Origin of the sequence: Anaerocolumna sedimenticola (assembly GCF_009931695.1) — a bacterium.
Taxonomy (GTDB): domain Bacteria; phylum Bacillota; class Clostridia; order Lachnospirales; family Lachnospiraceae; genus Anaerocolumna; species Anaerocolumna sedimenticola.
In genome coordinates this window covers 4,193,437-4,217,391 of sequence record NZ_CP048000.1, presented here as the reverse complement: position 1 = coordinate 4,217,391, position 23,955 = coordinate 4,193,437, and the positions used below count along the sequence as shown (strand labels likewise).

Here is a 23,955-nt window from a genome sequence, read left to right as displayed (position 1 = left end):
GAGAAATATACCAATATTTCAGATGCAAACAGATACTATTCTGTTATTTCTTGACAACCTTAAAAGAGTGATATATGATGCAGACATAAGTTTATTTTAGAAAGAAATTAAAGGAGTATGGTTATGCACCAGGAAAATGTTTTAAAAAAGGTAATATATTTAGCGGGAGGATGTTTTTGGGGAACAGAGAAATATTTATCCGGTATAAAAGGAATTATAAAAACAGATGTGGGTTACGCTAATGGGAATACAGAGAATCCAACTTATGAAGAGGTATGCCATAATAATACGGGACATGCAGAAACGGTCAGAGTTGTTTATGATCCTGAAATCATCAGCCTTTCCTTTATTCTTAGCCTGTATTATGATGTAATAAATCCTACCTCTGTGAACAAACAGGGTGCGGATTCCGGAACACAGTATCGCACGGGAATTTATTATGTTGATGATACGGATATTGAAGTGATAAAAAATTCCATAGCAGAACTTCAAAAACAGTATGATAAACCCATTGCAATTGAGGTTTTGCCGTTAAATAATTATTATTTAGCAGAAGAATACCATCAAAAATATCTGGATAAAAATCCCAATGGTTACTGCCACATAGGCAGAGATAAGTTTGAGAAGGCAGCGTCAGCAGTTGATTTCAGTAAAAATTCTCATTAACAGGTACGGTTTTGAGGTATACGTAAAGAAACTAACAATATTAACCGGAAGGAAATACGCTTTAACAGTTTCTTCGGTTCGCGTGCACGTTGGAATTACTGCAAGTAAGCTTGCTGATTCTTACTTTGCTTTCGCGGAAACAAAAAATTCACCCGTCACTTTGAAGGGTGAATTTTTTTACTATACGGTTAATTTATCCTAACCAATAAGCTAATATTTTTCTTTTAAATGCAGATGATATTATTTGGGAAGTATGGCAGGCCCGGCTGCCGATATGTTTGGGATTAGATTAATAGTAAATAAAGGATAAGAAAGGATGCCGCATGCAGATTCTTTCAACTTATGTGGCAGTAACATATCTGCAGATGTGATATGTAATGGGTGTTAAAATGTGTAATGACATTTTTAGTATGCGGGGTGATAAAATAACCTCTTATGTAGTATTTATATTAGCTAATAGCTGTATGCCGACATTGCTTAAAATAAAACCCGCTACGTTGGTTAATTTTCAAAAAAAATATATCGAAAATACAAACCATTTTTTTATAGTATTAAATAAGGAATCAGAACAATTTCAATGCAGTTATGAAATATTATATGAAGATAACAGGGCTTATTTTATTATACTATATCAAACAAAACTGCTAAGGGATGTATTAAACAGATTTTGTGAAAACGATATATTAATTCGGAGTGGCTATTTACCGGGAGGAGATAACTTTAATAAAAACCTTATTAATTTAAAAAAACGTTTTCAAAATTTCAAAAACGGCAATAGTGTTGAATTTCCCCATGAAGTTGGTATCTTTTTAGGATATCCGATTTTAGATGTGGAGGAATTTATTAAAAATAACGGAGAAAATTATATACTCTGCGGTTACTGGAAAGTTTATCATAAAGCCGAAGAAGCCGGGAAAACTTTTGACCAGTTCCGAAAACTAAGGGAAGATGCAGTAAAATTATACTTTTCAGGAAGGGATTTAAAAGAAATTACCTCTACTTTGTAAAACACATCTTGTAGAATCAGACTGAATATTTTATAATAATGTGAAAAATGCAAAGAAGGGTATAGGAATGGCGGAAAGAATATGTTTTCTTGGCAGAGGCGGAGTTGGTAAATCTGTGATTGTATCCAATATCAGTGCATCGCTGGCTAAAATGGGTTATGGTGTACTACAGATAGGAAATGATATCAGTTTAAACTCGACCATGCTCCTGCGGGATGATGAAAATATCACACCTGTATTAGAGGAATTTAGGAATAAATACCATATTCAGGTAGAAGATTATCTGGTTAAGGGTTCTTCCGGTGTTTACTGTCTGGAACTTGGCAGCATCGAACCCGGAGTAGGGTGCCTTGCAAGGGGCATTAATCTTGTGGATGAAATGATGGAGCAGCAGGGCATGTTAGAAAAATATCATATCAATTATGTATTATATGATATTGTTGGTGATATACCCTGTACCGGTTATATTTTACCCATTAGAGAGGGAATAATGTCCCAGTGCATTATTATAACAGACGGTAATTATTCTGCCTTATGCACTACCAACAGTATTCTGGCCGGAGTAGTAAGAATTGATAAAGAAAATCAGAAATTAGTCCGGCTGTTAATCAATCAGGCAGATAAATATCCCACCAAATCCCTGATTACTTCTTATGCCGAGGCAACCAATCTGACCATACTTGGATATTTAAATCATTATATGCAGATTGAAATCAGTACACTTTCAGAAAAGACAGTAATTGAAGATTGCCCGGACTGCATAGCCGCAAAAGAATTTGAGAAATTGAGTCATTCTGTCATTCACATTTGTAAACCCAAATGTCCGAAACCATTTGACCGTGATGAATTGTTAAAATGGCAGAAAAAGTGGAAACTAGATCAATTAGAACAAAAAAGCGGCATCATCCAACCAGGAAATATATAAGGAAATCAGCATGTATGATATAGCGATAACAAACGGGTCAGTAATTGATACGATACAATTAAATAGGACCATTCAGAATATAGGTATTAAAGACGGTAAAATAAACTATATCGGCAGAGATATAATAACAGGTAAATATGTAATTGATGCAAGCGGTAAAATTGTTTCTCCTGGATTTATCGATGTTCACGGACATATTGACGGTTATGATTATTCCGGAGAATTGGCAGCCTGTCAGGGGATAACCACGACCATAGGTGGCAATTGCGGGTTAAGTCCAATTGACATGAATGAATTCTTCAGGGAACAGGAGAGCAGAGGATTCTATATCAATCAGGCAGAATTCATAGGTCATTCCTTTTCCCTGCGAAACAGGGTTGGAATTACGGATAATTATAAAAAGGCAGCACCGGATCAGATTAAAACAATGGCTGAACTGGCGGAAAAGGCTCTTGCAAACGGAGCTTGCGGTGTTTCTTTTGGACTTGATTATTCTCCGGGAGCATCTTTAAATGAAATTACCGTGTTGGCCAGGTTGTGTGCAGAGTATAATAAAATCATGGCGATACATACCAGGCTTTTTACCGAATATGACTTATATTCCCTTTATGAAGTCCTTGCAATTGCGAAAGAAACTAAAGTTAAGGTATTGTTTTCCCATTTTATTTACCAATATGGCAACGGTACAATGCAGGCGGCCCTTGAAACCATTGAAAGGGCAATGGAACAGGGCCTTGATATTCACATCGACAGCGGAATGTATACGGATTGGGCTACATTTATAGGAACGGAGACTTTCAGTGAACAAACTATGAAAGATAATGGATTTGTGTTAGGGGATATGGTTGTTGCAACGGGAAAATATACAGGAAAATTCCTTACGAAAGATATTTATGCTACTTTGAGGCATGATTATCCTGAGGAGTCAGTAATCTGTATGACCGGTAAAAAAGAGGATATCTATTTAGCCCTTAAGAAAAGTTATGCAATGCCTTCCACGGATATCGGGAAATACCGAAAAGGAGAGGGACATCCCCAGATTGCCGGAACTTTCCCGAAATACCTAATAGAAATGGTTCGTGAAAAGAAGATTCTGACCTTGGAAGAAGCGATTCGTAAAGCAACCATCTTACCGGCGAGCTTATTCGGATTTAAAAACAAAGGAGTTCTTCAAATCGGAGCGGATGCGGATATTGTTATATTGGATATGGATAATTTAAAAGATTTAGCCATCCTGCCTCATCTCGGACAACCGGATGCAAAACCCATTGGTATAGAATTTGTTATAGTTAATGGTGAAATTGTTGTGAAAAACTCAGAATTTACCGGTAAACGGGCGGGAAGAATAATCTAGAGCTTAATCTGACTATAGTGGAATGGTGTAAAGCAAAAATCTCAAAGAGACCGAGACATGTGGGCACTCTATTTTCATTCTGTATAATTTAAGCAACTGTTATAATTGAGTATCATGGCCGAATTACAGCTAATATTAGTTTTATGGTACATCCGATTGACAGGGCAGGGATAAAATGCTATGATATTTCAGATTAAATTTATAGATTATATAGGAATGAAATAATGTCTTTTCCGGAATTTTACTTATAGAACAGGAGTAAACTTATGTTAAATCAATTTTCTAGAACCGAGCTTTTATTTGGAAAAGAAGCGATGGACAAATTAAGCCAGTCCCGGGTTGCCATATTTGGAATCGGCGGAGTGGGTGGATACACTGCTGAGGCTTTAGCCAGAAGCGGAGTGGGTATCTTTGATTTATTTGACGATGATAAAGTATGTCTTACCAATATAAACAGACAAATAATTGCTACCAGAAAAACCGTGGGTAAATATAAGGTTGAGGTTATGAAAGATAGAATTCTTGAAATTAATCCCCAGGCTGTTGTAAATACCCATCAGACTTTTTATACTCCTCAAGTAGCGGATCAATATGATTTTACCGAATATACTTATATTGTTGATGCAATTGATACGGTTACGGCTAAAATTGAACTTGTTATGCGGGCTAACCAGTGTAATATACCCATTATCAGCTGTATGGGTGCCGGTAATAAATTAGATCCGACACAGTTTGAAATTACAGATATATATAAGACCTCCGTATGTCCTTTGGCTAAAGTTATGCGTAAGGAATTACGTGTGCGTGGCATAAAAAAATTAAAAGTCGTTTATTCAAAAGAACCGGCCAGACAGCCTCTTAGTGATATGTCTATCAGCTGCAGAAGTAATTGCATCTGTCCTCCCGGTGCCCAAAGAAAATGTACGGAGCGCAGACAGATACCGGGAAGTACTGCATTTGTGCCATCCGTTGCCGGATTGATTATAGCCGGTGAAGTGATTAAAGATATAACAGGAGTCCGTTAATATAAACCAATCTCATTAATATATATCTTGATGCAAGGAACGGTATAATGGAATCGCCGGTATGGACAAAAGAAAGACCTGAAGCGAATTAAATGCAAACATAAATTCATTTTACATACAGCATTCGGATTATCTTATACCGGATGCTGTTTTTATTTCCGCGAAAGCAAAGTGAGAATTAGCAAGCTTGCTTGCAATAATTCGAACGCGGCCATTAACTTATACTTGTCTTACCGTAATGGGTGATATATGATAAAAACAGAATAAAGGAGGATTTACATGAAATTTTTACATATATCAGATCTTCATATCGGGAAAAAGCTGCGGGAAGCGGATTTTACCGAAGATCAGATTCATATATTAAACGAAATAATCAGTATAGTTGATGATACAAAACCGGACGGAATCTTTATTGCCGGTGATATTTATGATAGAAGTGTACCTCCTGCAAGTGCAGTGAATCTATTTGATGATTTTTTAACAAACTTAGAAAAACGAAATATAATGGTATTTATTGTCAGCGGTAATCATGATTCACCGGAACGTTTAAATTTTGGGAAAGAGATCATGGGTAAGAACAGTATTTATATTTCAGGGGCTTTTAAAGGTGAAATGGACCGTATAACACTATCAGATGAATATGGTCAGGTTAATATTTATCTGCTCCCTTATATAAAGCCTTCTATAGTTTCGAATTTTATAAAAGAAACAGAACTTGATACCTATGAAAAAGCTGTTCAAGCTGTTTTTGAGTCAGCGAAGATAGACCGGGAACAGAGGAATATCCTTGTTGCTCATCAATATGTAACGAATCAGGGGATTGAACCGGAACGCTCGGATTCTGAGGTTATATCTGTGGGAGGACTTGATAATATTGATGTATCGGTATTTGATCCTTTTGATTATGTAGCGCTGGGACATATTCATGGTCCTCAGAAAATTGGAAGGGAGACGGTACGTTACTGTGGAACTCCGTTAAAATACTCCTTTTCTGAATGCAAACATCAAAAGTCCGTAACCTGTATTGTTATTACCCATAAAAATAACGTTGAGATCTCTCAGATACCTTTGCATCCAATCCGGGATCTGCGTGTAATAAAAGATAAACTGGATCATTTGCTTCATGATGAAAAATACATTAACAAAAACTGTGAGGACTATATCCATGCCATATTAACCGATGAAGAGGATATCTATGATGCGATCGGAAAACTTAGAACAGTATATAGTAATGTATTAATCCTGGAAAAGGAAAATACAAAAACAAAAAACAATGAGAATTCCAAAACCTCAGCTTCCGGCGATGTAACGAAACGAAGTCCAATGGATTTATTTGAAGAATTCTACCAGAATCAAAACAATATTGAATTAAATAATATCCAAAAAAGAATATTGATGGATTTATTTACGGAGCTTGGAGGTGAAGCAGAATGAAACCGCTGAAACTTATGATAAGTGCTTTTGGACCTTATGCAGGTACCGTAACCATTGATTTTGAAAAGATGGGAAATTCCGGACTTTTTCTTATATCAGGTGATACGGGAGCCGGTAAGACGACTATTTTTGATGCCATATCCTATGCTTTATTTGAGAAAACCAGTGGACTTACCAGGGAAGTTAATTCTGTAAGAAGTGATTTTGCAACCCTGGAAGTATTTACGGAAGTTACCTTAACCTTTTCCCATAAGGGGTTTCATTATACCATTAACCGATATCCCGACCAGACCAGGAAAAGCGACAGGGGCAAGGGAATCGCTGAACAGAAAAAGGGAGTATCCATATTGTTACCGGATGGGAAAAAGATTGATAACCGTAACGATGTAAAAAGGATTATATCAGAAATATTAGGCGGGTTGGGTTATGACCAGTTTAAACAGATTGCAATGATTGCTCAAGGTGAATTTTTAGAACTGCTCCTGGCAGATAATGATAAAAGAAATGAAATTTTACAGAAAGTTTTTAATACGGAGATATACAAGCGATTTTCTGCTAAATTAAGAGAAAAAGAAATATTTTTAAAAAATGAAAATGAGGATTTGGAAAAAAGCCTGCAGCTATATATAGACGGTATAAAATGTCCGGAAGAGTCGGAGTATTACCAGAAGATAGAATATTTTAAAACTGTAAAAAATATAAATTTTATTCCGGATATACTGAATTGCCTTACTTTATTAATAGAGGAAGATAACCGGATTTTAGATGATGTTAATGATAAAATGGGTTCTGTAGATAAGGAAAAAGAAAAGTTTATTAAAAAAGAAGTAATAGGAAAAACCATTAATCAGAATCTGGAGGAGAAAGAAAAACTACAGTGCAGAAAAGAGGAACTGGATCTTAAGAAAGATGAGATGAAGGTTTTGGAACAGAGAGGGCTAATCGGACAAAGGGCACTGTCTTATGTAAAACCTCTGGAAGATGCTAAAAATCGGGAAGTGGAGATATCAAACCGCTTAACAGAAAAAATAAAAGCTGCAAGTAAAGAAAAGGAATCATTTGAAGTCAGACTTTACAGAGCTAAAAAATTATATGAAGAAGAAAACAATAAAAGTGATTTAAGGGACAACCTCACCCTGTATATCAGCAATTTAGAAGAAAGTCTTCCACAATATGATTTTCTAAATAACTTATTGGAGAGAGAAAAAGAATACTTTAAGACGGGTAATCAATTAGATGAAACAATTTCATCCATATCTAAAAAGCTTTCAGATATGCAGAATTTACACCAGAATTTTAGAAATGAATTGGAAGCGGTAAAAGAAAGCCCCATAAAACTCTTAAACTGTGTCAGTAAACTGGAAAAAGATGAAATTGCTAAAAAACGAATGGAACAACTGGATGCAGATATCTCGAAATTAATCCTTCTGGAGGAAGTAGTAGAAAACTATAAGAAAGCTTTTTTACAGGCTGAAGAAAGATATGATGAATGTAACCTGGAATTTGACAGGAAGCAGAAAGCTTACCTCAGAGAGCAGGCCGGAATACTTGCGAAAACCTTGGAAGAGGGGAAACCCTGCCCGGTATGCGGATCCCTTGAACATCCTAAGACAGCACAGCTTCTATTGGAAGCTCCCACGGAAGCAGAGTTAAATACCCTGAAAGAGAAACGGGATACTCTAAGTGAAGAAATGCTGGAGGCAGGTAAAAAAGTAAGTGAATACAAAAAAGAATATGAAACCAGATTTGATACAATAAATGAATCCATGGATATTATAACTTGTGAAATTGATTTTAATAACCTAAAGGATAGAAAGTCTTATTTACAGAAGCTGATATCGGAATGGGATTCAAACATAAAGTTATTAAGGGCAGAAGAAGAGTTGCTTAAGGTGAAATGTGAAAGAAAAGAAATCTGTGAAACGGAGATAAGAAAAGCTTTAGCGAGTATAGAAGAATATAATTCAAATACAGCCTTACTAAAGGAAAAACGAAATTTATTAGCTGCGGATTTAAGTGCCTGCCGGAAAGAGATAGAAATGATAAAGAAAAATCTGGAGTTTGATTCTTTAGAGAAAGCAAAAACAATAATATCAGAAAAAAAGACTGAACTGGATGAATTAAAAAATAAATTCTTAGATGCTGAAAATGAATTCCATGAAGCAGATAAAGCACTTAAGACTGCCGTCAGTTTATTATCTGAATTCACCACACAGTATGAAAGCTCAAAAGAATCCTTTAACAAAGCCTCTAGTAGGTTTATGCTAAAGATGAAAGAGTATGGATTTAAAACGGAAGAGGCTTATAAAGAAGCTTTATTGTCCCAAGAGAAAATTGACGAAATAAAAGAGATATGTAAAAAATATGAGCTTACGAAACAGGAAATAAAAGCACAATTAGATAAATTAAAAGAAAAGACCTATGGTAAAGAACGGATAGACTTAGAGGATATTCGTAATAACATAAAATTATTGAAAGACAGTCGCACACAATTAGAGAAATTACAAAAAGAAGTACACAACAGGGTATCCGCTAACAAAAGTTCCTTGTTTCATATTAAAGAGATAGATAAAATCAGGGAAGAAAAAAACAAAGAATACTTAGAAATTAGTGCTCTGTCAAAAACAGCGAATGGAAGACTTGAGGGTAAGCAGAAAATAAACTTTGAAACTTATGTTCAAGCTGCCTATTTTGTACAAATCATACAGGAAGCAAATAAAAGATTCTATGAAATGTCCGGCAAGCGGTATCAATTAATGCGAAAAGAGGGAGGTAATCTGCAGAGTGCGAGCGGACTGGAATTAAATGTACTGGATACCTGGACCGGTAAGCTTAGAAACGTAAAATCCTTATCCGGCGGAGAATCTTTTATGGCAGCATTATCGTTGGCTTTAGGATTTTCCGATATTATTCAGAGTCATTCCGGTGGTATTGAAATTGAAACCATGTTTGTAGATGAAGGATTCGGTTCACTGGATACGGAAGCCCTGGAACAATCCATTGTTACTTTAACAAATCTTACCCTCGGGAACCGGATGGTGGGAATTATTTCTCATGTAGATGAACTTAAAGAGCGGATAGATAAGCAGATTATTGTGAAAAAAGATATTAGAGGCAGTTATGTTGATAAACTAATATGTTAATATCTTTATCATAAAATTCATTAACTTCCAATGTAAAAATTTGGTGGCGAAAACAGGGATAATATGGTATAATATGTAATTAAAATATTCTGCTTCGATTGGGGGGACGTTTATGAGAAAATTACATCAATCTGCAAAGTATATGGTATTCGTTTCACTATTTAGTATCGTTTTCTTCCTCTGTTGTAAAGTCTCTAATTCAGAGGTTATTTACGGTAGTGAAAATGATAAACATGTTTTATTTATCAGCTCATACAGTGAAAATTTTTTAAGTGTCCCGGATGAGATAACGGGAATCAGAGAAGTTTTTACACCCCTTAATATTATGCTTGATGTAGAATATATGGATACGAAACGGTTTGATACCAAAGAGAATGAACGATTATTTTATGAATTGTTAAAGTATAAAATAAATAATCTTAAACCTTACGATGCTATTATAGTTGGAGATGATAATGCATTGCAATTTGCAATGGATTACCAGAATGAATTGTTTAAAGGACTGCCAATCGTTTTCTTAGGAGTTAATGACTACGACAGGGCGAAACGTGCCTGGGATAATGCTTATATTACTGGAATTATTGAGGAGATGTCCTTAAAGGATAATATAGAATTAGGCTTAAAAATTAACAAAAATGCCAAAAAAGTAGCAGCGATTGTTGACGATACCCTGACAGGCAAAGGTGACAGAGAGCAGTTTTATAAAAATAAGGATAAATTTAAGCAGTTAACCTTTGAAGAGATTAATGTATCTGATTATACTTTCAAAGAATTGGAAGATGTTTTAGAAAACATAGGAGAGGATACCATACTGATATACTTAAGCATGTATACGGATAAAACCGGTGCAACCCTTACCATACCGGAGGCAGTTGAATTGATAAGGGAACATACCCACGTACCCGTACTCCGAGCGGAAGTAGGCGGTGTCGGATTGGGAATTTTAGGCGGCAAGATGGTATCTTATCTTGAATCGGGAAGAATCGCCGCTAAGGTTGTGGTTCAGGTTTTCGACGGCAAACCGGTTAAATCCATTAATATCATATCGGGCAGCCCTAATGTATATACATTTGATTATAACCTGATAAAAAAATATAAGATTGATAAGTCGGTGCTTCCAAAAGATGCTGTTTACATTAATAAAAAAGTCAGTTTTTTTGAAGAGTATAAAACCCTCGTAATAAATACCCTTATGGTAGTATCATTTTTAATTATCATTGTTATAATTTTAGTTATAGATAACTTAAAGCAAAGAAAAATCGAAAAGGCCTTACAGGAAAGTAATGAGGAGTTAACCCAAACCTTTGAAGAGTTAACTGCTTCTGAAGAAGAATTAAGGGTTCAGTATGATACCATACAGGAACATGCGGAGGAAATAGAAACCTTAAACCAGAAATATAGTGTTGCAATTGAAAGTACGGACTGTGCAGTCTGGGAATATAATTTGGTTACAAAGGAAATGAACATCTCAAGGCAGTTTATCAACGATATTAACGGGTCTTTAAATGAGCAGGAGAATATTCACAGAGTTTTTGAATTCCTATTGGATTCGGATGAAAAAGAGAAACTTCGGAAAGAATTTCATAGCTATGAAAACGGTCTAAAAGATGAAATTCATATAAAGGTAGCTGTTATGGATCAGGACGATAACAGACGATGGCTGTTGGTAAGAGGAAAAGGGTTTAAAGACAGTAATGATAATTTAAATATTATTCATGGTATTATATTGGATATAACCAAGATGAAAGAGCAGGAGGAGTATATCGAATATTTGGCGAAACATGATTATCTGACTAATCTTCCTAACCGCAGGGAATTTATGAATAAATTAGAGAGAGAATTATCACATAAGAAACAGGGTGCGATTCTGTTACTTGATATAGATAACTTTAAAAGCATCAATGATACTTTGGGTCATATCTATGGTGATAAAATGCTGCAGGAAATATCTCGGAAATTATCCGGAATTATGGATGATAAACTATTTATTTCACGATTTGGAGGAGATGAATTTTTAATATTAATATCAGATGAAGACAATATCCTGCAAATTCAATCCTATGTATATAAAATCATTCATTTATTTGATGAACCGTTAATTTTATATCAAAAAGAGAATTTCGTTAAATTCAGTATCGGTATCACGTGCTTTCCGGAAGATAGTGATAATATTACCCAGTTATTAATGAATGTTGATACGGCTATGTATAGTGTAAAACATGGCGGTAAGAATAATTTTATGTTTTTTAATGCTGGTATGTTGGATGAATTGAAACATAGGACAGATATAGAATATATCTTAAGAGAGGCAATCAAATATAATGGATTTACTTTGGCCTATCAGCCCCAGATAAATGTTCAGACAGGAAAAATTATTGGATTTGAAGCTTTGTTAAGACTTAAAGATTATAAGATATCTCCCAATAAGTTTATAAATATTGCAGAAGAAACCGGACTTATAAAAGAAATCGGCCGATGGGTTACAAAGCAGGCAGTCAGACAAATTGCACTCTGGCAAGAGAAAGGGTATGAACCAAAACCCATTGCTATTAATTTTTCCAGTAAACAGATAAAAGACTACGGTTATATAGCTTTTTTACAGGATACCCTTAATAAGTATCAGGTTGCACCTGATTATCTTGAAATTGAAATTACAGAGAGTATATTAATGGAACAAAATGCAAATACCATAGATTTTTTAAATCAGTTAAAAAAAATCGGTGTCAGAATAGCTCTGGATGACTTTGGTACCGGTTATTCTTCACTAAATTATTTGACTTTTATACCAGTCGATAAAATAAAACTGGATAAAACACTATGTGAAAAATTTCTGGGTCTGAAAAACTTACGGGTAATGAACAGTCTGATAGCCCTGGTACATAGTTTAGACCTGGTTATCATTGCGGAGGGAATAGAGGAGCCGGAGCAGTTCAAACGATTAAAAGACGGAGGTTGTGATTATATACAGGGTTATTTATTTAGTAAACCCCTATTTGAGGAAGAGATAGAAGAAATTTATAATTATAATTTTCTGGAACGTATTGTATTATAATAGTATAATAAGATACCGGGTAATTTTAAATAGTATTACTATGTCTTTTTAGACAGAAGGACGATGTAAAATTACGGGAGTATTTAATGTGGTTAAAAAATCAAAGGATATAAACAAAATAAATATGCTGGAAAAAAGAGGTATACATGAAATCATTAGTTATTGCTGAAAAACCATCCGTTGCAAGAGATATCGCAAGGGTTTTAAAATCAACGAAAAACATTAACGGAGTCCTGGAGGGCGAAAGATATGTGGTAACCTGGGCTTTAGGGCATCTTGTTACTTTGGCTGATCCGAGGGTTACGATGAAAAATATAAAGAATGGAAGATGGAACACCTCCCTATGCTGCCGGATAAATTTGAACTGGTTGTTATAAAACAAACCGGTAAACAGTACCAGGTGGTTAAGAATCAGATTCATAGAAAGGATATTTCGGATATTATTATAGCTACGGATGCCGGACGGGAAGGGGAACTGGTTGCCAGATGGATTTTAGAAAAGGCAAATAATAAAAAACCGGTTAAAAGATTATGGATTTCTTCCGTTACGGATAAGGCAATTAAAGAGGGATTTAACAAACTAAAGGATGGAAGGGATTATGAAAACCTTTATAAGGCTGCTGTAGCCAGGGCAGAAAGCGACTGGATTGTCGGGATGAATGCAACCAGGGCATTGACCTGTAAATATAATGCAAGTCTTTCCTGCGGAAGGGTCCAGACTCCCACTTTAGCAATGATTGCAAAAAGAGAAGAAGAAATAAAAAGTTTTATTCCGAAACCTTATTATGGGCTTACCGGAAAGGTAAAAAATATGACAGTTACCTGGAGAGATAAAAAGACAAATGAGAAAACAGTCTTTGATAAATCCAGGATAGAAGAAATATACAAAAAGGTAAACGGAAGAAAGGGTATTGTAACCGAGGTGAAAACAACTGGTAAAAAAGCCTATGCACCAGGACTTTATGATTTAACGGAATTACAGCGGGATGCTAATAAATTGTTTGATTTTTCGGCAAAAGAAACTTTAAATATTATGCAGCGCCTCTATGAGAATCATAAAGTTCTTACTTATCCCAGAACCGACTCAAGATATCTTCCCTCCGATATAGTGGGAACCCTTAAGGAAAGATTAGAATCTGTCAGTGTAGGTCCTTACAAACTGCTGGCAGGAAAGTTAACGAAGAAACCAATTTCAACCAATTCCTCTTTTATAGATGACAGTAAGGTAAGTGACCATCATGCTATTATTCCCACCGAAGAATTTGTACGGCTGGATAATATGAGCCTGGATGAGCGGAAGATTTATGATCTTGTGGTAAGAAGGTTTCTGGCTGTTTTATATCCGCCCTGTGAATTTGAAGAAGTTTCGGTAACAGTGGAGGTGGAGCAGGAAGAATTTACCGCAAAAGGAAAAGTAATTAAGTCCTTAGGCTTTAAAGAAGTTTATGAAACCAAGGCAGATGAGGAAGAAGAAAAAGTATTAAAGGCAGAGAAAGGTGAAGTTCTAAGTGATATCGATTTTAATATAACGGAAGGGAAAACAACACCGCCGTCTCCTTTTAATGAAGCGAGTCTGCTCACCGCTATGGAAAATCCGGTCCATTTTCTTGAAGACAGGGATAAAGAGGTGGTTAAAACACTGGGAGAGACCGGCGGCCTCGGAACGGTTGCCACACGGGCGGACATTATTGAAAAACTTTTTAATACCTTTTTAATTGAAAAACGCGGCAAAGATATTTTTATTACCTCCAAAGGTAAGCAGTTATTGGAATTAGTTCCTGAGGATTTAAAAAAACCTGAATTGACAGCCCAGCTAGAGATGAAATTATCAGGAATAGCCCAGGGAAAATTACGGCAGCAGGAATTAATGGAGGAGATGGTATCTTATACAAAGGAGATTGTTTCTGAAATTAAAGAAAGTGACGGTAAATTCCGCCATGATAACCTTACCAATACCAAGTGTCCCGTATGCGGGCAGAAAATGCTTTCCGTTACGAATAAGAACAGTAAAATGCTTGTGTGCAGTGACCGGAACTGCGGCCATAAAGAGGTAATTGCAAGGACCAGTAACGCAAGATGTCCGGTATGCCACAAAAAAATGGAACTGCAGGGAAAAGGGGAAAAACAGATGTTTACCTGTGTCTGCGGTTATAAAGAGAAGCTGTCGGCTTTTAAAGACCGACGGGAGAAAGAAGGAGCAGGTGTATCCAAAAAAGATGTTGCAAATTATATGAATAAGTTAAAAAAGGATTCTAAAGAACCTGTTAATAATGCGTTTGCGGATGCATTTGCTAAAATTAAACTGGATAAATAAATGAAAGAAAAGGGGCTGTCGCACTAACAATGTCAATAAGTTAAGCCATTAACCGTGGTTACGCCTCAAGTCAAAAAGCAGTTAAAAGTATTTTTGTTTTCTTTTAGCTGCTTTTTTGCACGAAAATAAGACAGATGACAATCTGCCGTTTTTTCTTAACTTTTTATTTCTCTTATGCTATTCTATATAAGAAGCTGACTGCTGAGTTGGGTCTGACTTTTCGCGGAGCCTTTCGCCCTTCTCCCACAGGAATAACATTCTTTTGAATAAGTGCTTCAACAGTGGGTGGAGATATCCTGTCTTTATAAAATTGCTTGCATATTACAACAGCAATAGCAAAGTTTATCTGGTATATGTACTTTGTTTTTTTCTGCTGTATGATAATTCCTGTTGTAACTCGTTCGCAGAATTGTAGAGGATTAATCGGGCAAATATTTCTTGCAGGATATACTCCACCTTTTTGGCGTGGAAATTTGTTATTTGTAAGATAGCGGTATTGTTCCGGGTGAGCTTTTATCTCTTTCGTCTGCTTTTTGGTGAGTATCAAAGATAATTTACAATCAAACTCCTCTGTATCCGGCAACGGTAAATTTGTAAGAATTCCGTGACTTCCCAAGTCTTTAACACGTATTAAATAGTTCCAGCCTTTTTCCTGAGCATGAGCCAGAATGTTGTAACTTTCATACCCTCTATCTGCCATTAGTATGGTTCTTTCATCCAGTTTGGAATGTTCCATCATATCACGCAAAGCCTGTGTTTCATTGGGATGGCGTCCTGGCTGGATAATGGCATCCAGGTAAATGCGGTTTTCTAAATCATACAAAGCATTTAAATGCAGTTGATTATAACCTTTTTCATTTTTTTCTATCGAATTATGCCTCCGATAAGTTGTCATATCTTTTGGGTTATAGGTAATGGCCAAATCGGAACCATCGCATGCAATCAATCGGAATCCCTGATAAGTGGCGAGTTGTGTAAAGGATTCTGTAAAAGAATGAAACAGAAAATCGATTGCTTCCGGCAAAATCATTGCTCGCTGTTGAGAGAATGCAGAAGAAGAAACACAATCAGAATCGTAGTTAAAAAAGTCTAATAGTTCTTTACGGATTGTATTTCCTCCCATACACAAAAAGAAGTTGATGGATTGGGAAAAAGTGAGTTTCCGATTCCTTATAAAATCCTTTCCAGGTTGCTTTACAAACAAATCGGAAGATGCCTGCATAGCAGAGATAATGTTTGACAAGTTTTTCTTTAATACATGTGGCGATTCATGCTGCATAAGACAGCCCTCCTTAAATGAAACTATATTTAAATGGCTTCGCCGCAAATTTTTTAAGATTTGTCAAGTACTTTATAAAATTTATTATATGAAAATTTATTACAAAAAAAGAGCAGGGCACATATTTTCATATGCTCTACTCTTAGTAAAATACTGCTTATAACCTTAACTTATTGACATTGTTAAAGCGACAGCCCCTTTTAATTTCCGCGAAAGCAAAGTGAGAATTAGCAAGCTTGCTTGCAATAATTCGAACGCGCACGCGAACCGAAGAAACTCGCAAAGCGTGTTTCTTCCGGTTTAATATAAATGTTTATATCACTGTCAGACAGCGTATAAGCGCTGCCAATCTGAACATATTATAAAAACTAACCCATTTATATTGCTTTAATTTTTTGTATAAATAAAGTAAATTTGGAGAATTTAATATTATCTATATTTTTTTATTATAACTATTTTTAATTTTTACTATCAATACAGGAAGGAGGAGTATACTATGCAGGAAAGGAAAGAAAAAACACTAAGCGGGATTGATAATAAGAGACTAAATAAAACGGATTGTACCAATAACGAGGGTACCGCAGCATGGGCTAATATGGACAAGATGGTCCCAGACAGCCATGTAAATATTCCGGATGATTATAATGTGGAAAAAGCAAAAAACTGGGTAGATAACGGTAGTAAATTATAGAAGTGGAGAAAGACAATGGCTAAAACGCAAATGACTTTAGATGGAAATTCAGCAGCTGCTTATGTAGCGTATGCTTTTACTGATGTAGCAGCTATATATCCAATAACGCCATCCTCCGGTATGGCAGAAATTACGGATGACTGGGCCGCAAAAGGAAGAAAAAATATATTTAACCAGGAAGTAAATGTAGTGGAGATGCAATCCGAGGCAGGTGCGGCAGGAGCTTTTCACGGTTCTTTGCAGGCAGGTGCATTAACAACAACCTTTACTGCTTCCCAGGGATTATTATTAATGATACCAAATTTATATAAAGCTGCCGGAGAATTACTCCCGGGTGTATTACATGTCAGTGCAAGAGCACTTGCTGCCCATGCACTTAGCATATTTGGCGACCATCAGGATGTAATGGCAGTAAGACAGACAGGATGCGCCCTGTTGGCAAGCGGTTCTGTTCAGGAAGTTATGGATCTAGCACCTATTGCCCACTTAGCAGCAATTAAGGGCAGATTACCTTTTGTACATTTCTTTGACGGTTTCCGCACTTCTCATGAAATACAGAAAGTGGATGCCTTAGAATATGAAGATTATGCCAACCTGGTAGATTATAAAGCAATTGAAGAATTCAGAAGCAGGGCATTATCCCGAATCATCCGGTTATCCGCGGTACCGCACAAAATCCGGACATTTATTTTCAAGGAAGAGAGTCGAGCAATCCATTTTATAACAACCTGATACCGATTGTAGAAGAGTATTTAGAAAAAACCGCTTCCTTAACCGGAAGAAAATACGGACTTTTCGATTATTACGGTGCACCGGATGCGGAATATATCATTATAGCAATGGGGTCCGTAACGGAAACCATAGAAGAAACAATAGATTATCACAATGCAAAAGGAGAGAAATACGGTTTAGTAAAAGTTCATCTTTATCGTCCTTTTCTACGAAACACTTTTTAAGCTGTATCCCCAAGTCAGTTAAGAAAATTGCGGTTTTAGACCGGACAAAAGAACCCGGCGCATTAGGAGAGCCTTTATATCTGGATGTATGCGGCTGCTATAGTGATATTGAAAGCGCACCTACCATAATTGGAGGACGTTATGGACTCGGATCAAAAGATACCAGGCCAAATCATATTTCTGCTGTATATGAAAATTTAAAACAGAAAAATTCTAAAAATCATTTTACTTTAGGTATCCATGATGATGTTACCAATTTATCCCTGGAATCCGTTGATCATATTTCAACTGAACCTGAGGATAGAAAAGCTTGTAAGGTATGGGCTTAGGTTCTGACGGTACCGTTGGTGCCAATAAACAGGCGATTATGATAATAGGTAATCAGACCGATCAAAAAGTTCAGGCATATTTTGACTATGATTCGAAAAAGTCAGGCGGTATTACCATGTCCCATCTACGGTTTGGTAAATCATCCATTAAGTCCACTTACCTGGTTGAACATGCGGACTACGTAGCCTGCCATAATCAGTCTTATGTGAATAAGTATGATATTGTAAGTGATTTGAAACCGGGCGGAATATTCGTCCTCAATTGTGTTTGGTCCGATGAAGAACTGGAAACTCATTTACCAGCCAAATATAAGAAAGTAATAGCTGAAAAAAATATTCAGTTTTACACCATTAATGCAGTACAGATTGCAGAAGAAATTGGATTGGGAAACCGCATTAATATGGTTATGCAGGGTGCGTTTTTTAAACTGATTAATATTTTGCCGGAAGAAGAATTTGTTAAAGCCCTTAAAGATGCAGCAACTTATTCCTATAATAAAAAAGGTGATAAAGTAGTCCAGATGAATCATGATGCCATTGATAAAGGTGTCAGAAGAATTCATAAAGTTGAGGTTCCTCCTGAATGGAAGAATGCAAAAGAGACTGAGGAAGAGAACGAAGTTAAAGAGCCGGATTTCATAAAGGATATTATGAGACCTATGGAACAGCAGAAAGGTCATAAACTTCCGGTCAGTGCTTTTAAAGGAAGGGAGGACGGTACTTTTCCTTCCGGATCAACAGCTTATGAAAAGCGCGGAATTGCAGTTAATGTACCGGAATGGATTGAAGAAAATTGTATCCAATGTAACCAATGTTCTTATATTTGTCCGCATGCAGTCATACGACCATTCCTCTTAAATGACAGTGAACTGGAAAAAGCACCTAAATCATTTGAGACGATAAAAGCTGCCGGTAAAGGTGTGGAGGGATTACATTTCAGAATTCAGATAAGCCCTATGGACTGTACCGGATGCGGTAACTGTGCTGATATCTGTCCGGCTAAGGATAAAGCTCTTGTAATGAATCCGATAGCAACACAGGTGGAGGAGCAGGTGGAAAATTGGAAGTTTGCTTCTTGTGATGTTGGTTATAAGACAGATTTAGCACTTGGTAAATCCTTTAAAGATAGTCAATTTAAAGAACCACTGATGGAATTCTCCGGTGCTTGTGCAGGTTGCGGTGAAACACCTTATATTAAGTTAATTACTCAATTATTCGGGGAACGAATGATGATTGCCAATGCTACCGGTTGTTCCTCCATATGGGGTGCATCTGCTCCTAGCACTGCCTACACGACAAATAAAGAAGGAAAAGGTCCGGCTTGGGCTAATTCCCTGTTTGAAGATAATGCGGAATTTGGATTTGGTATGTATCTGGCTTCCAAGCAAATGCGAAAGAACATTGAAGAAAATATACTGAAATTAGTAGAAAAAACCATCGAGCCACATGTAAAAGAGTTATTAGTGGATTGGGTGAATTATAAAGAAGACGGGGAAGTCAGTAAGGCAGCCAGTGAAAAATTAATGACGGAATTAGAGAATTATAAGTCTGCAGACAGTGAAGTAATGTATCTGATTGATCAGATCAAACAACGGAGTGATTATCTTGTGAAACGTTCCCACTGGATCATAGGTGGTGACGGATGGGCATATGATATTGGTTACGGTGGAGTTGACCAGGTTATGGCATCCGGTGAAGATATTAATATTCTGGTATTTGATACTGAGGTATATTCCAATACCGGCGGCCAGGCATCCAAATCCACTCCGACGGCAGCCGTTGCTAAATTTGCAAGTTCCGGTAAGAAAGCCGGCAAAAAAGACCTTGGCCGTATGATGATGACTTACGGCAATGTTTATGTTGCACAGGTTGGTATTCATGCAGATAACAACCAGCTAATCAAAGCAGTCAGGGAAGCTGAAAACTATAAAGGGCCATCCATTATTATTGCTTATGCACCATGTATCAGTCATGGTATCAGAGAGGGTATGGGCAGAAGTATGGAGACCATAAAAAAAGCAGTAAAAGCTGGATATTGGCATCTTTACCGATATAATCCGGATTTAAAGAAAGAGGGTAAAAATCCATTTATCTTAGATTCCAAAGAGCCTACAGAAAGTTTCCGTGATTTCATTATGGGCCAGGTACGTTATAGTTCCTTGGCACGTACGTTCCCGGATGTAGCCGAAGAATTATTTAATAAGGCTGAAGAGAATGCAAAAGAACGGTATGAAACTTATAAGACCTTAGCCTCTTTATAAAATATTTTATTTTTATCTATATTAAAAATGGGCCTGTATAAAAGATTTTACAGGCTCTTTTTTGTAATATGGATGCTTCTTCTATTGACAATCTACTATAAAATATAGTATAAATTCTTATGTTATACAGTTCACATTATCAATAATTTGGAATTAATTATATCTAATTATTTGATTTTAGTTAAAAAATTATAATATATCGCTTTAATGCAAAAAAGTGCTTGACAAAATATAAAAATAGTAGTATAAATATTCATACAAATCATATCAGATAAGTATGAATTACATAAAATACAATATGAAAAAAAGGTGACGGTATGATTCAGGTAAAAGAATTAACAAAGGAGTTTAAAAACGGCAAAAATAGAAAGCTGACAGTACTAAACAACATTAATTTAGAAATCGAAGACGGAGATATTTTTGGAATCATTGGTATGAGCGGTGCCGGAAAAAGCACCTTGATTCGGTGTATAAACCTTTTGGAAAGGCCTACGAGAGGACATATTATTATCGATGGTACCGATATTACAGAAGTAAGAGGGAAAAATTTACATGCACTAAGAAAAAATATAGGTATGATATTCCAGAATTTTAATCTTCTTATGCAAAAAAATGTAAGAAAGAATATAGCCTTCGGACTGGAAATTACAAAATTAAAGGATTTTAAAATTCCTGGAATGAACGCCGAGAATTATAAAAAGTTAAACTATTTTCAAAAGCGGAAAGCAAAAAAAGCGGAAATTAATAAACGCGTGGATGAGCTTTTAGAATTAGTGGACTTAAGGGAAAAAGAATATTACTACCCAGCAAAGTTAAGCGGCGGTCAAAGACAGCGTGTAGCAATCGCAAGAGCATTGGCAACCAGACCATCCATACTCCTGTGCGATGAGGCTACCTCAGCTCTTGATAGTAAAACAACGGATTCGATTTTAAAATTGTTGAAAAGAATTAATGAAGAAACAAAAGTCACCATAATTGTAATTACCCATGAAATGAATGTGGTTCAGAAAATCTGTAATAAAGTCGCTGTTATTGATAAATCAGAAATTGTGGCCTGTGGTTATACGGAAGATGTATTCCAAAATAATTCTTCAGAAATTGTAAGAAATTTAGTCGGGGGGATAATGTATGAATCAGATAATGGAATATTTAAAAGTGTTGTTTGAAGAAAACGGCTCCATGATTGCACAAGGTATTCTTGATACGCTGTACATGACATTTACCGCGACGGCTGTAGCTTACATATTCGGGCTTCCTATTGGAATCCTGGCCGAAGTAACAAGAAAAGGCGGTATTCATCCGATACCTTTCCTAAATAAGATTTTAGGTTTAATCATTAATATTGGAAGATCTATACCGTTTATTATACTTTTAGTCGCAGTTATGCCTATTACCAGAATCGTTGCCGGAACCACCATAGGTCCTAAAGCAGCAACTGTTCCTTTGATAATAGCCGCTACACCTTTTGTAGCCAGATTGATTGAAAATACCTTAAGGGATGTTGACGGCGGAGTTATTGAAGCTGCAAGAGCAATGGGTGCCAATGATTTACAGATAATATTTAAAGTTATGCTTCCGGAGTCCCTGCCTTCCTTAATAATGGGTGCTTCCCTAGCTACAATAACTTTAGTCGGTTATACGGCAATGGCCGGTATCGTCGGCGGAAGAGGTCTTGGTGATATTGCCATGCGATTTGGTTATTACCGTTATCAGACAGATATTATGATAGTTACAATTGTTCTGTTGGTATTATTTGTACAAATTATACAGAACATTGGACATATGGTTTCAAAGAAAATTGATAAAAGAGGAAAAGGAGAAAATTAATATGAAAAAAATAAAACGATTTGCCGGCTTATTATTATCAATAGTACTTATCAGTATACTTTTTACCGCCTGCGGAACCAAAGAGAGTGGTGATACAAATAATGCCGGAAATGAAACTGCCGGATCATCAGAGGTTTCATCAGAAGCAACCTCAAAAGAAACTGCTGCCGGAGATACTTCAAAGGGTGAATTAACTGAAATCGTTGTAGGTGCAACGGTGGAACCTCATGCTACCATATTAAATTCCGACGCTGTAAAAAATGCATTGGCAGAACAGGGTTATTCCATTAAAGTTGTTGAGTACTCAGATTATATACAACCTAATGTAGCTACCGAAGATGGAAGTTTAGATGCAAACTTTTTCCAGCATGTTCCATACTTAGATGATTATAATAAACAAAATGGTACTAATTTAAAGGCAGTCGCAAATATTCATTTTGAACCATTGGGAATTTACCCCGGAAAAGCTGCTACCATAGATGCAGTTGCCGATGGTGCGCAGATTGCAGTTCCTAACGATACCTCCAATGAGGCGAGAGCTTTGTTATTACTTGAAAAAGCCGGACTGATTAAATTAAAAGAAAATATCGGTCTGGATGCAACGATCAATGATATTACCGAAAACCCAAAAAATCTGGACATTGTAGAAATAGAAGCAGCTCAAACAGTAAAAGTATTACAGGATGTTGACCTAGCGGTAATTAACGGAAATTTTGCATTATCTAACGGTTTATCTGCCAGTGAAGATGCTTTATTAGTCGAAGATACGGCTTCCGATGCCGCAGCAACATATGCTAATGTTATTGTAGTTAAAGAAGGCAATGAAGAATCTGATAAAACCAAAGCTTTAGTAAAGGCGGTTACTTCTGAAGAAACCAAAAAATTTATTAATGACCAATGGAAAGGTGCAGTTATACCGGTTTTCTAATCTGTTCTCATTTTATTAATTATTAGGTGATCTTCGCGAATGGAATTATGCGGCAACCGAATGTAAAAAAGATTCAGGAATTTTTCCTGAATCTTTTTTTTAGAATAAACCTAAATTATTAATAAACCATATTATTAATAAACCTAAATTATTAAAGTCATTCTATTAATTAAAATACAACGATTAAAAACATTTTAAAAGCTTCACTGGCATAAACAGCATGAGGTATCTCTGCCGGCATGACAATGGACTGGCCTTCTGTTAAGGTGTATTTATTCTCACCGATTGTTATTTCACCTGTTCCCTCCGTAACAGTAATCATGGCATCTCCATGGGAAGAGTGCGTGCTGATTTCTTCTCCTTTATCAAATGCAAATAAAGTCAAACTGACATTTTTATTCTGTATTAAAGTTTTACTGACTATTTGCCCAGTCTGATAATCCACCAAATCTTTTAGATTCATTACCGTTGACATTTCAATATTTTTTAATATTTTAGTACTCATAGACATTTCCTCCTGTTTAAATAAAATGGCTATTCAAATTAGTGGTGGATAAGCAATCTTTTATTTACATATACGCACCACTTTTTGATACCTTTTTAGATCGTAGTTCTTTTGAAGAATTGGATATGCTTCAAACCATTCATCATGTAGAGGTAAAGCGATGACTGGTAATGCCTTTGACAAGGTTTCATATTACGGCATTACGATAAGCAGGCCACATATCCATAGTTATATCCATTATAAATTCAAGTCAGCAACG

At 36.1% G+C, this 23,955-nt stretch carries 14 protein-coding genes and 2 pseudogenes; 14 read left to right on the top strand and 2 right to left on the bottom strand.

All coding sequences use genetic code 11. The annotated features are described in order from the left end of the window. Positions 1-123 precede the first annotated feature (123 nt). From msrA to Ana3638_RS18635, 9 genes and pseudogenes are all read left to right on the top strand, one after another. A complete protein-coding gene (msrA, locus tag Ana3638_RS18675) occupies positions 124-666 on the top strand; it encodes a peptide-methionine (S)-S-oxide reductase MsrA (protein WP_161839383.1) in 543 nt (180 codons plus the stop codon). A gap of 389 nt (positions 667-1,055) precedes the next feature. Then, entirely contained in the window at positions 1,056-1,673 is a 618-nt protein-coding gene (locus Ana3638_RS18670) for a DUF3793 family protein (RefSeq protein ID WP_161839382.1), read from the top strand. Between the two features lie 67 nt (positions 1,674-1,740). Next, positions 1,741-2,598, top strand: coding sequence for a nucleotide-binding protein (locus Ana3638_RS18665; RefSeq protein ID WP_202621512.1), 858 nt, complete (start codon positions 1,741-1,743; stop codon positions 2,596-2,598). Positions 2,599-2,608: 10 nt separating this feature from the next. After that, the gene (locus Ana3638_RS18660) at positions 2,609-3,952 is read left to right on the top strand and encodes an amidohydrolase family protein (RefSeq protein ID WP_161839381.1); all 1,344 of its coding nucleotides are present in this window, start codon (positions 2,609-2,611) and stop codon (positions 3,950-3,952) included. A gap of 266 nt (positions 3,953-4,218) precedes the next feature. Then, the gene (locus Ana3638_RS18655; RefSeq protein ID WP_161839380.1) at positions 4,219-4,977 is read left to right on the top strand and encodes a tRNA threonylcarbamoyladenosine dehydratase; all 759 of its coding nucleotides are present in this window, start codon (positions 4,219-4,221) and stop codon (positions 4,975-4,977) included. A gap of 279 nt (positions 4,978-5,256) precedes the next feature. After that, positions 5,257-6,411, top strand: a complete 1,155-nt coding sequence (locus tag Ana3638_RS18650) for an exonuclease SbcCD subunit D (RefSeq protein ID WP_161839379.1) — start codon at positions 5,257-5,259, stop codon at positions 6,409-6,411. Then, complete coding sequence (locus tag Ana3638_RS18645) at positions 6,408-9,554, top strand: AAA family ATPase (protein ID WP_161839378.1); 3,147 nt, start codon at positions 6,408-6,410, stop codon at positions 9,552-9,554. The genes Ana3638_RS18650 and Ana3638_RS18645 overlap by 4 nt, the downstream gene beginning before the upstream one ends. A 112-nt stretch (positions 9,555-9,666) precedes the next feature. Next, positions 9,667-12,606 carry a GGDEF domain-containing phosphodiesterase gene (locus Ana3638_RS18640; RefSeq protein WP_161839377.1) on the top strand — a complete coding sequence of 980 codons (2,940 nt, stop codon included), beginning with the start codon at positions 9,667-9,669 and terminating at the stop codon, positions 12,604-12,606. A 146-nt stretch (positions 12,607-12,752) separates the two neighbouring features. Continuing rightward, positions 12,753-14,920: pseudogene (locus Ana3638_RS18635) on the top strand (DNA topoisomerase III). Positions 14,921-15,092: 172 nt separating this feature from the next. Here the strand turns inward: Ana3638_RS18635 and Ana3638_RS18630 are convergent. Further along, positions 15,093-16,199: a transposase gene (locus tag Ana3638_RS18630; RefSeq protein ID WP_246240360.1), complete on the bottom strand. Its 1,107-nt coding sequence runs from the start codon at positions 16,197-16,199 to the stop codon at positions 15,093-15,095. A gap of 496 nt (positions 16,200-16,695) precedes the next feature. Here Ana3638_RS18630 and Ana3638_RS18625 point away from each other — a divergent pair, with 496 nt between their 5' ends. From Ana3638_RS18625 to Ana3638_RS18605, 5 genes and pseudogenes are all read left to right on the top strand, one after another. Beyond that, positions 16,696-16,890: a CDIF630_02480 family spore surface protein gene (locus tag Ana3638_RS18625; protein ID WP_161839376.1), complete on the top strand. Its 195-nt coding sequence runs from the start codon at positions 16,696-16,698 to the stop codon at positions 16,888-16,890. A gap of 15 nt (positions 16,891-16,905) precedes the next feature. Continuing rightward, positions 16,906-20,436, top strand: a pseudogene (nifJ, locus tag Ana3638_RS26885) (pyruvate:ferredoxin (flavodoxin) oxidoreductase). A 317-nt stretch (positions 20,437-20,753) separates the two neighbouring features. Then, the gene (locus Ana3638_RS18615; RefSeq protein ID WP_161839375.1) at positions 20,754-21,602 is read left to right on the top strand and encodes a methionine ABC transporter ATP-binding protein; all 849 of its coding nucleotides are present in this window, start codon (positions 20,754-20,756) and stop codon (positions 21,600-21,602) included. Next, on the top strand, positions 21,565-22,263 hold the full coding sequence (locus Ana3638_RS18610) for a methionine ABC transporter permease (RefSeq protein ID WP_246240357.1): 699 nt from the start codon (positions 21,565-21,567) through the stop codon (positions 22,261-22,263). Before Ana3638_RS18615 ends, Ana3638_RS18610 begins: the two co-directional genes overlap by 38 nt. A 1-nt stretch (position 22,264) precedes the next feature. After that, on the top strand, positions 22,265-23,191 hold the full coding sequence (locus Ana3638_RS18605) for a MetQ/NlpA family ABC transporter substrate-binding protein (RefSeq protein ID WP_161839374.1): 927 nt from the start codon (positions 22,265-22,267) through the stop codon (positions 23,189-23,191). 169 nt (positions 23,192-23,360) lie between these two features. On the opposite strand, the gene Ana3638_RS18600 is transcribed toward Ana3638_RS18605, so the two are convergent. Beyond that, on the bottom strand, positions 23,361-23,696 hold the full coding sequence (locus Ana3638_RS18600; RefSeq protein ID WP_161839373.1) for a cupin domain-containing protein: 336 nt from the start codon (positions 23,694-23,696) through the stop codon (positions 23,361-23,363). Positions 23,697-23,955: the final 259 nt, after the last annotated feature.

Bases quoted from the DNA above. Each gene is read 5' to 3' on its own strand.
- msrA (WP_161839383.1), top strand. From the start codon at position 124: ATGCACCAGGAAAATGTTTTAAAAAAGGTAATATATTTAGCGGGAGGA.
- Ana3638_RS18670 (WP_161839382.1), top strand. From the start codon at position 1,056: ATGTGTAATGACATTTTTAGTATGCGGGGTGATAAAATAACCTCTTAT.
- Ana3638_RS18665 (WP_202621512.1), top strand. From the start codon at position 1,741: ATGGCGGAAAGAATATGTTTTCTTGGCAGAGGCGGAGTTGGTAAATCT.
- Ana3638_RS18660 (WP_161839381.1), top strand. From the start codon at position 2,609: ATGTATGATATAGCGATAACAAACGGGTCAGTAATTGATACGATACAA.
- Ana3638_RS18655 (WP_161839380.1), top strand. From the start codon at position 4,219: ATGTTAAATCAATTTTCTAGAACCGAGCTTTTATTTGGAAAAGAAGCG.
- Ana3638_RS18650 (WP_161839379.1), top strand. From the start codon at position 5,257: ATGAAATTTTTACATATATCAGATCTTCATATCGGGAAAAAGCTGCGG.
- Ana3638_RS18645 (WP_161839378.1), top strand. From the start codon at position 6,408: ATGAAACCGCTGAAACTTATGATAAGTGCTTTTGGACCTTATGCAGGT.
- Ana3638_RS18640 (WP_161839377.1), top strand. From the start codon at position 9,667: ATGAGAAAATTACATCAATCTGCAAAGTATATGGTATTCGTTTCACTA.
- Ana3638_RS18630 (WP_246240360.1), bottom strand. From the start codon at position 16,199: ATGCAGCATGAATCGCCACATGTATTAAAGAAAAACTTGTCAAACATT.
- Ana3638_RS18625 (WP_161839376.1), top strand. From the start codon at position 16,696: ATGCAGGAAAGGAAAGAAAAAACACTAAGCGGGATTGATAATAAGAGA.
- Ana3638_RS18615 (WP_161839375.1), top strand. From the start codon at position 20,754: ATGATTCAGGTAAAAGAATTAACAAAGGAGTTTAAAAACGGCAAAAAT.
- Ana3638_RS18610 (WP_246240357.1), top strand. From the start codon at position 21,565: ATGAATCAGATAATGGAATATTTAAAAGTGTTGTTTGAAGAAAACGGC.
- Ana3638_RS18605 (WP_161839374.1), top strand. From the start codon at position 22,265: ATGAAAAAAATAAAACGATTTGCCGGCTTATTATTATCAATAGTACTT.
- Ana3638_RS18600 (WP_161839373.1), bottom strand. From the start codon at position 23,696: ATGAGTACTAAAATATTAAAAAATATTGAAATGTCAACGGTAATGAAT.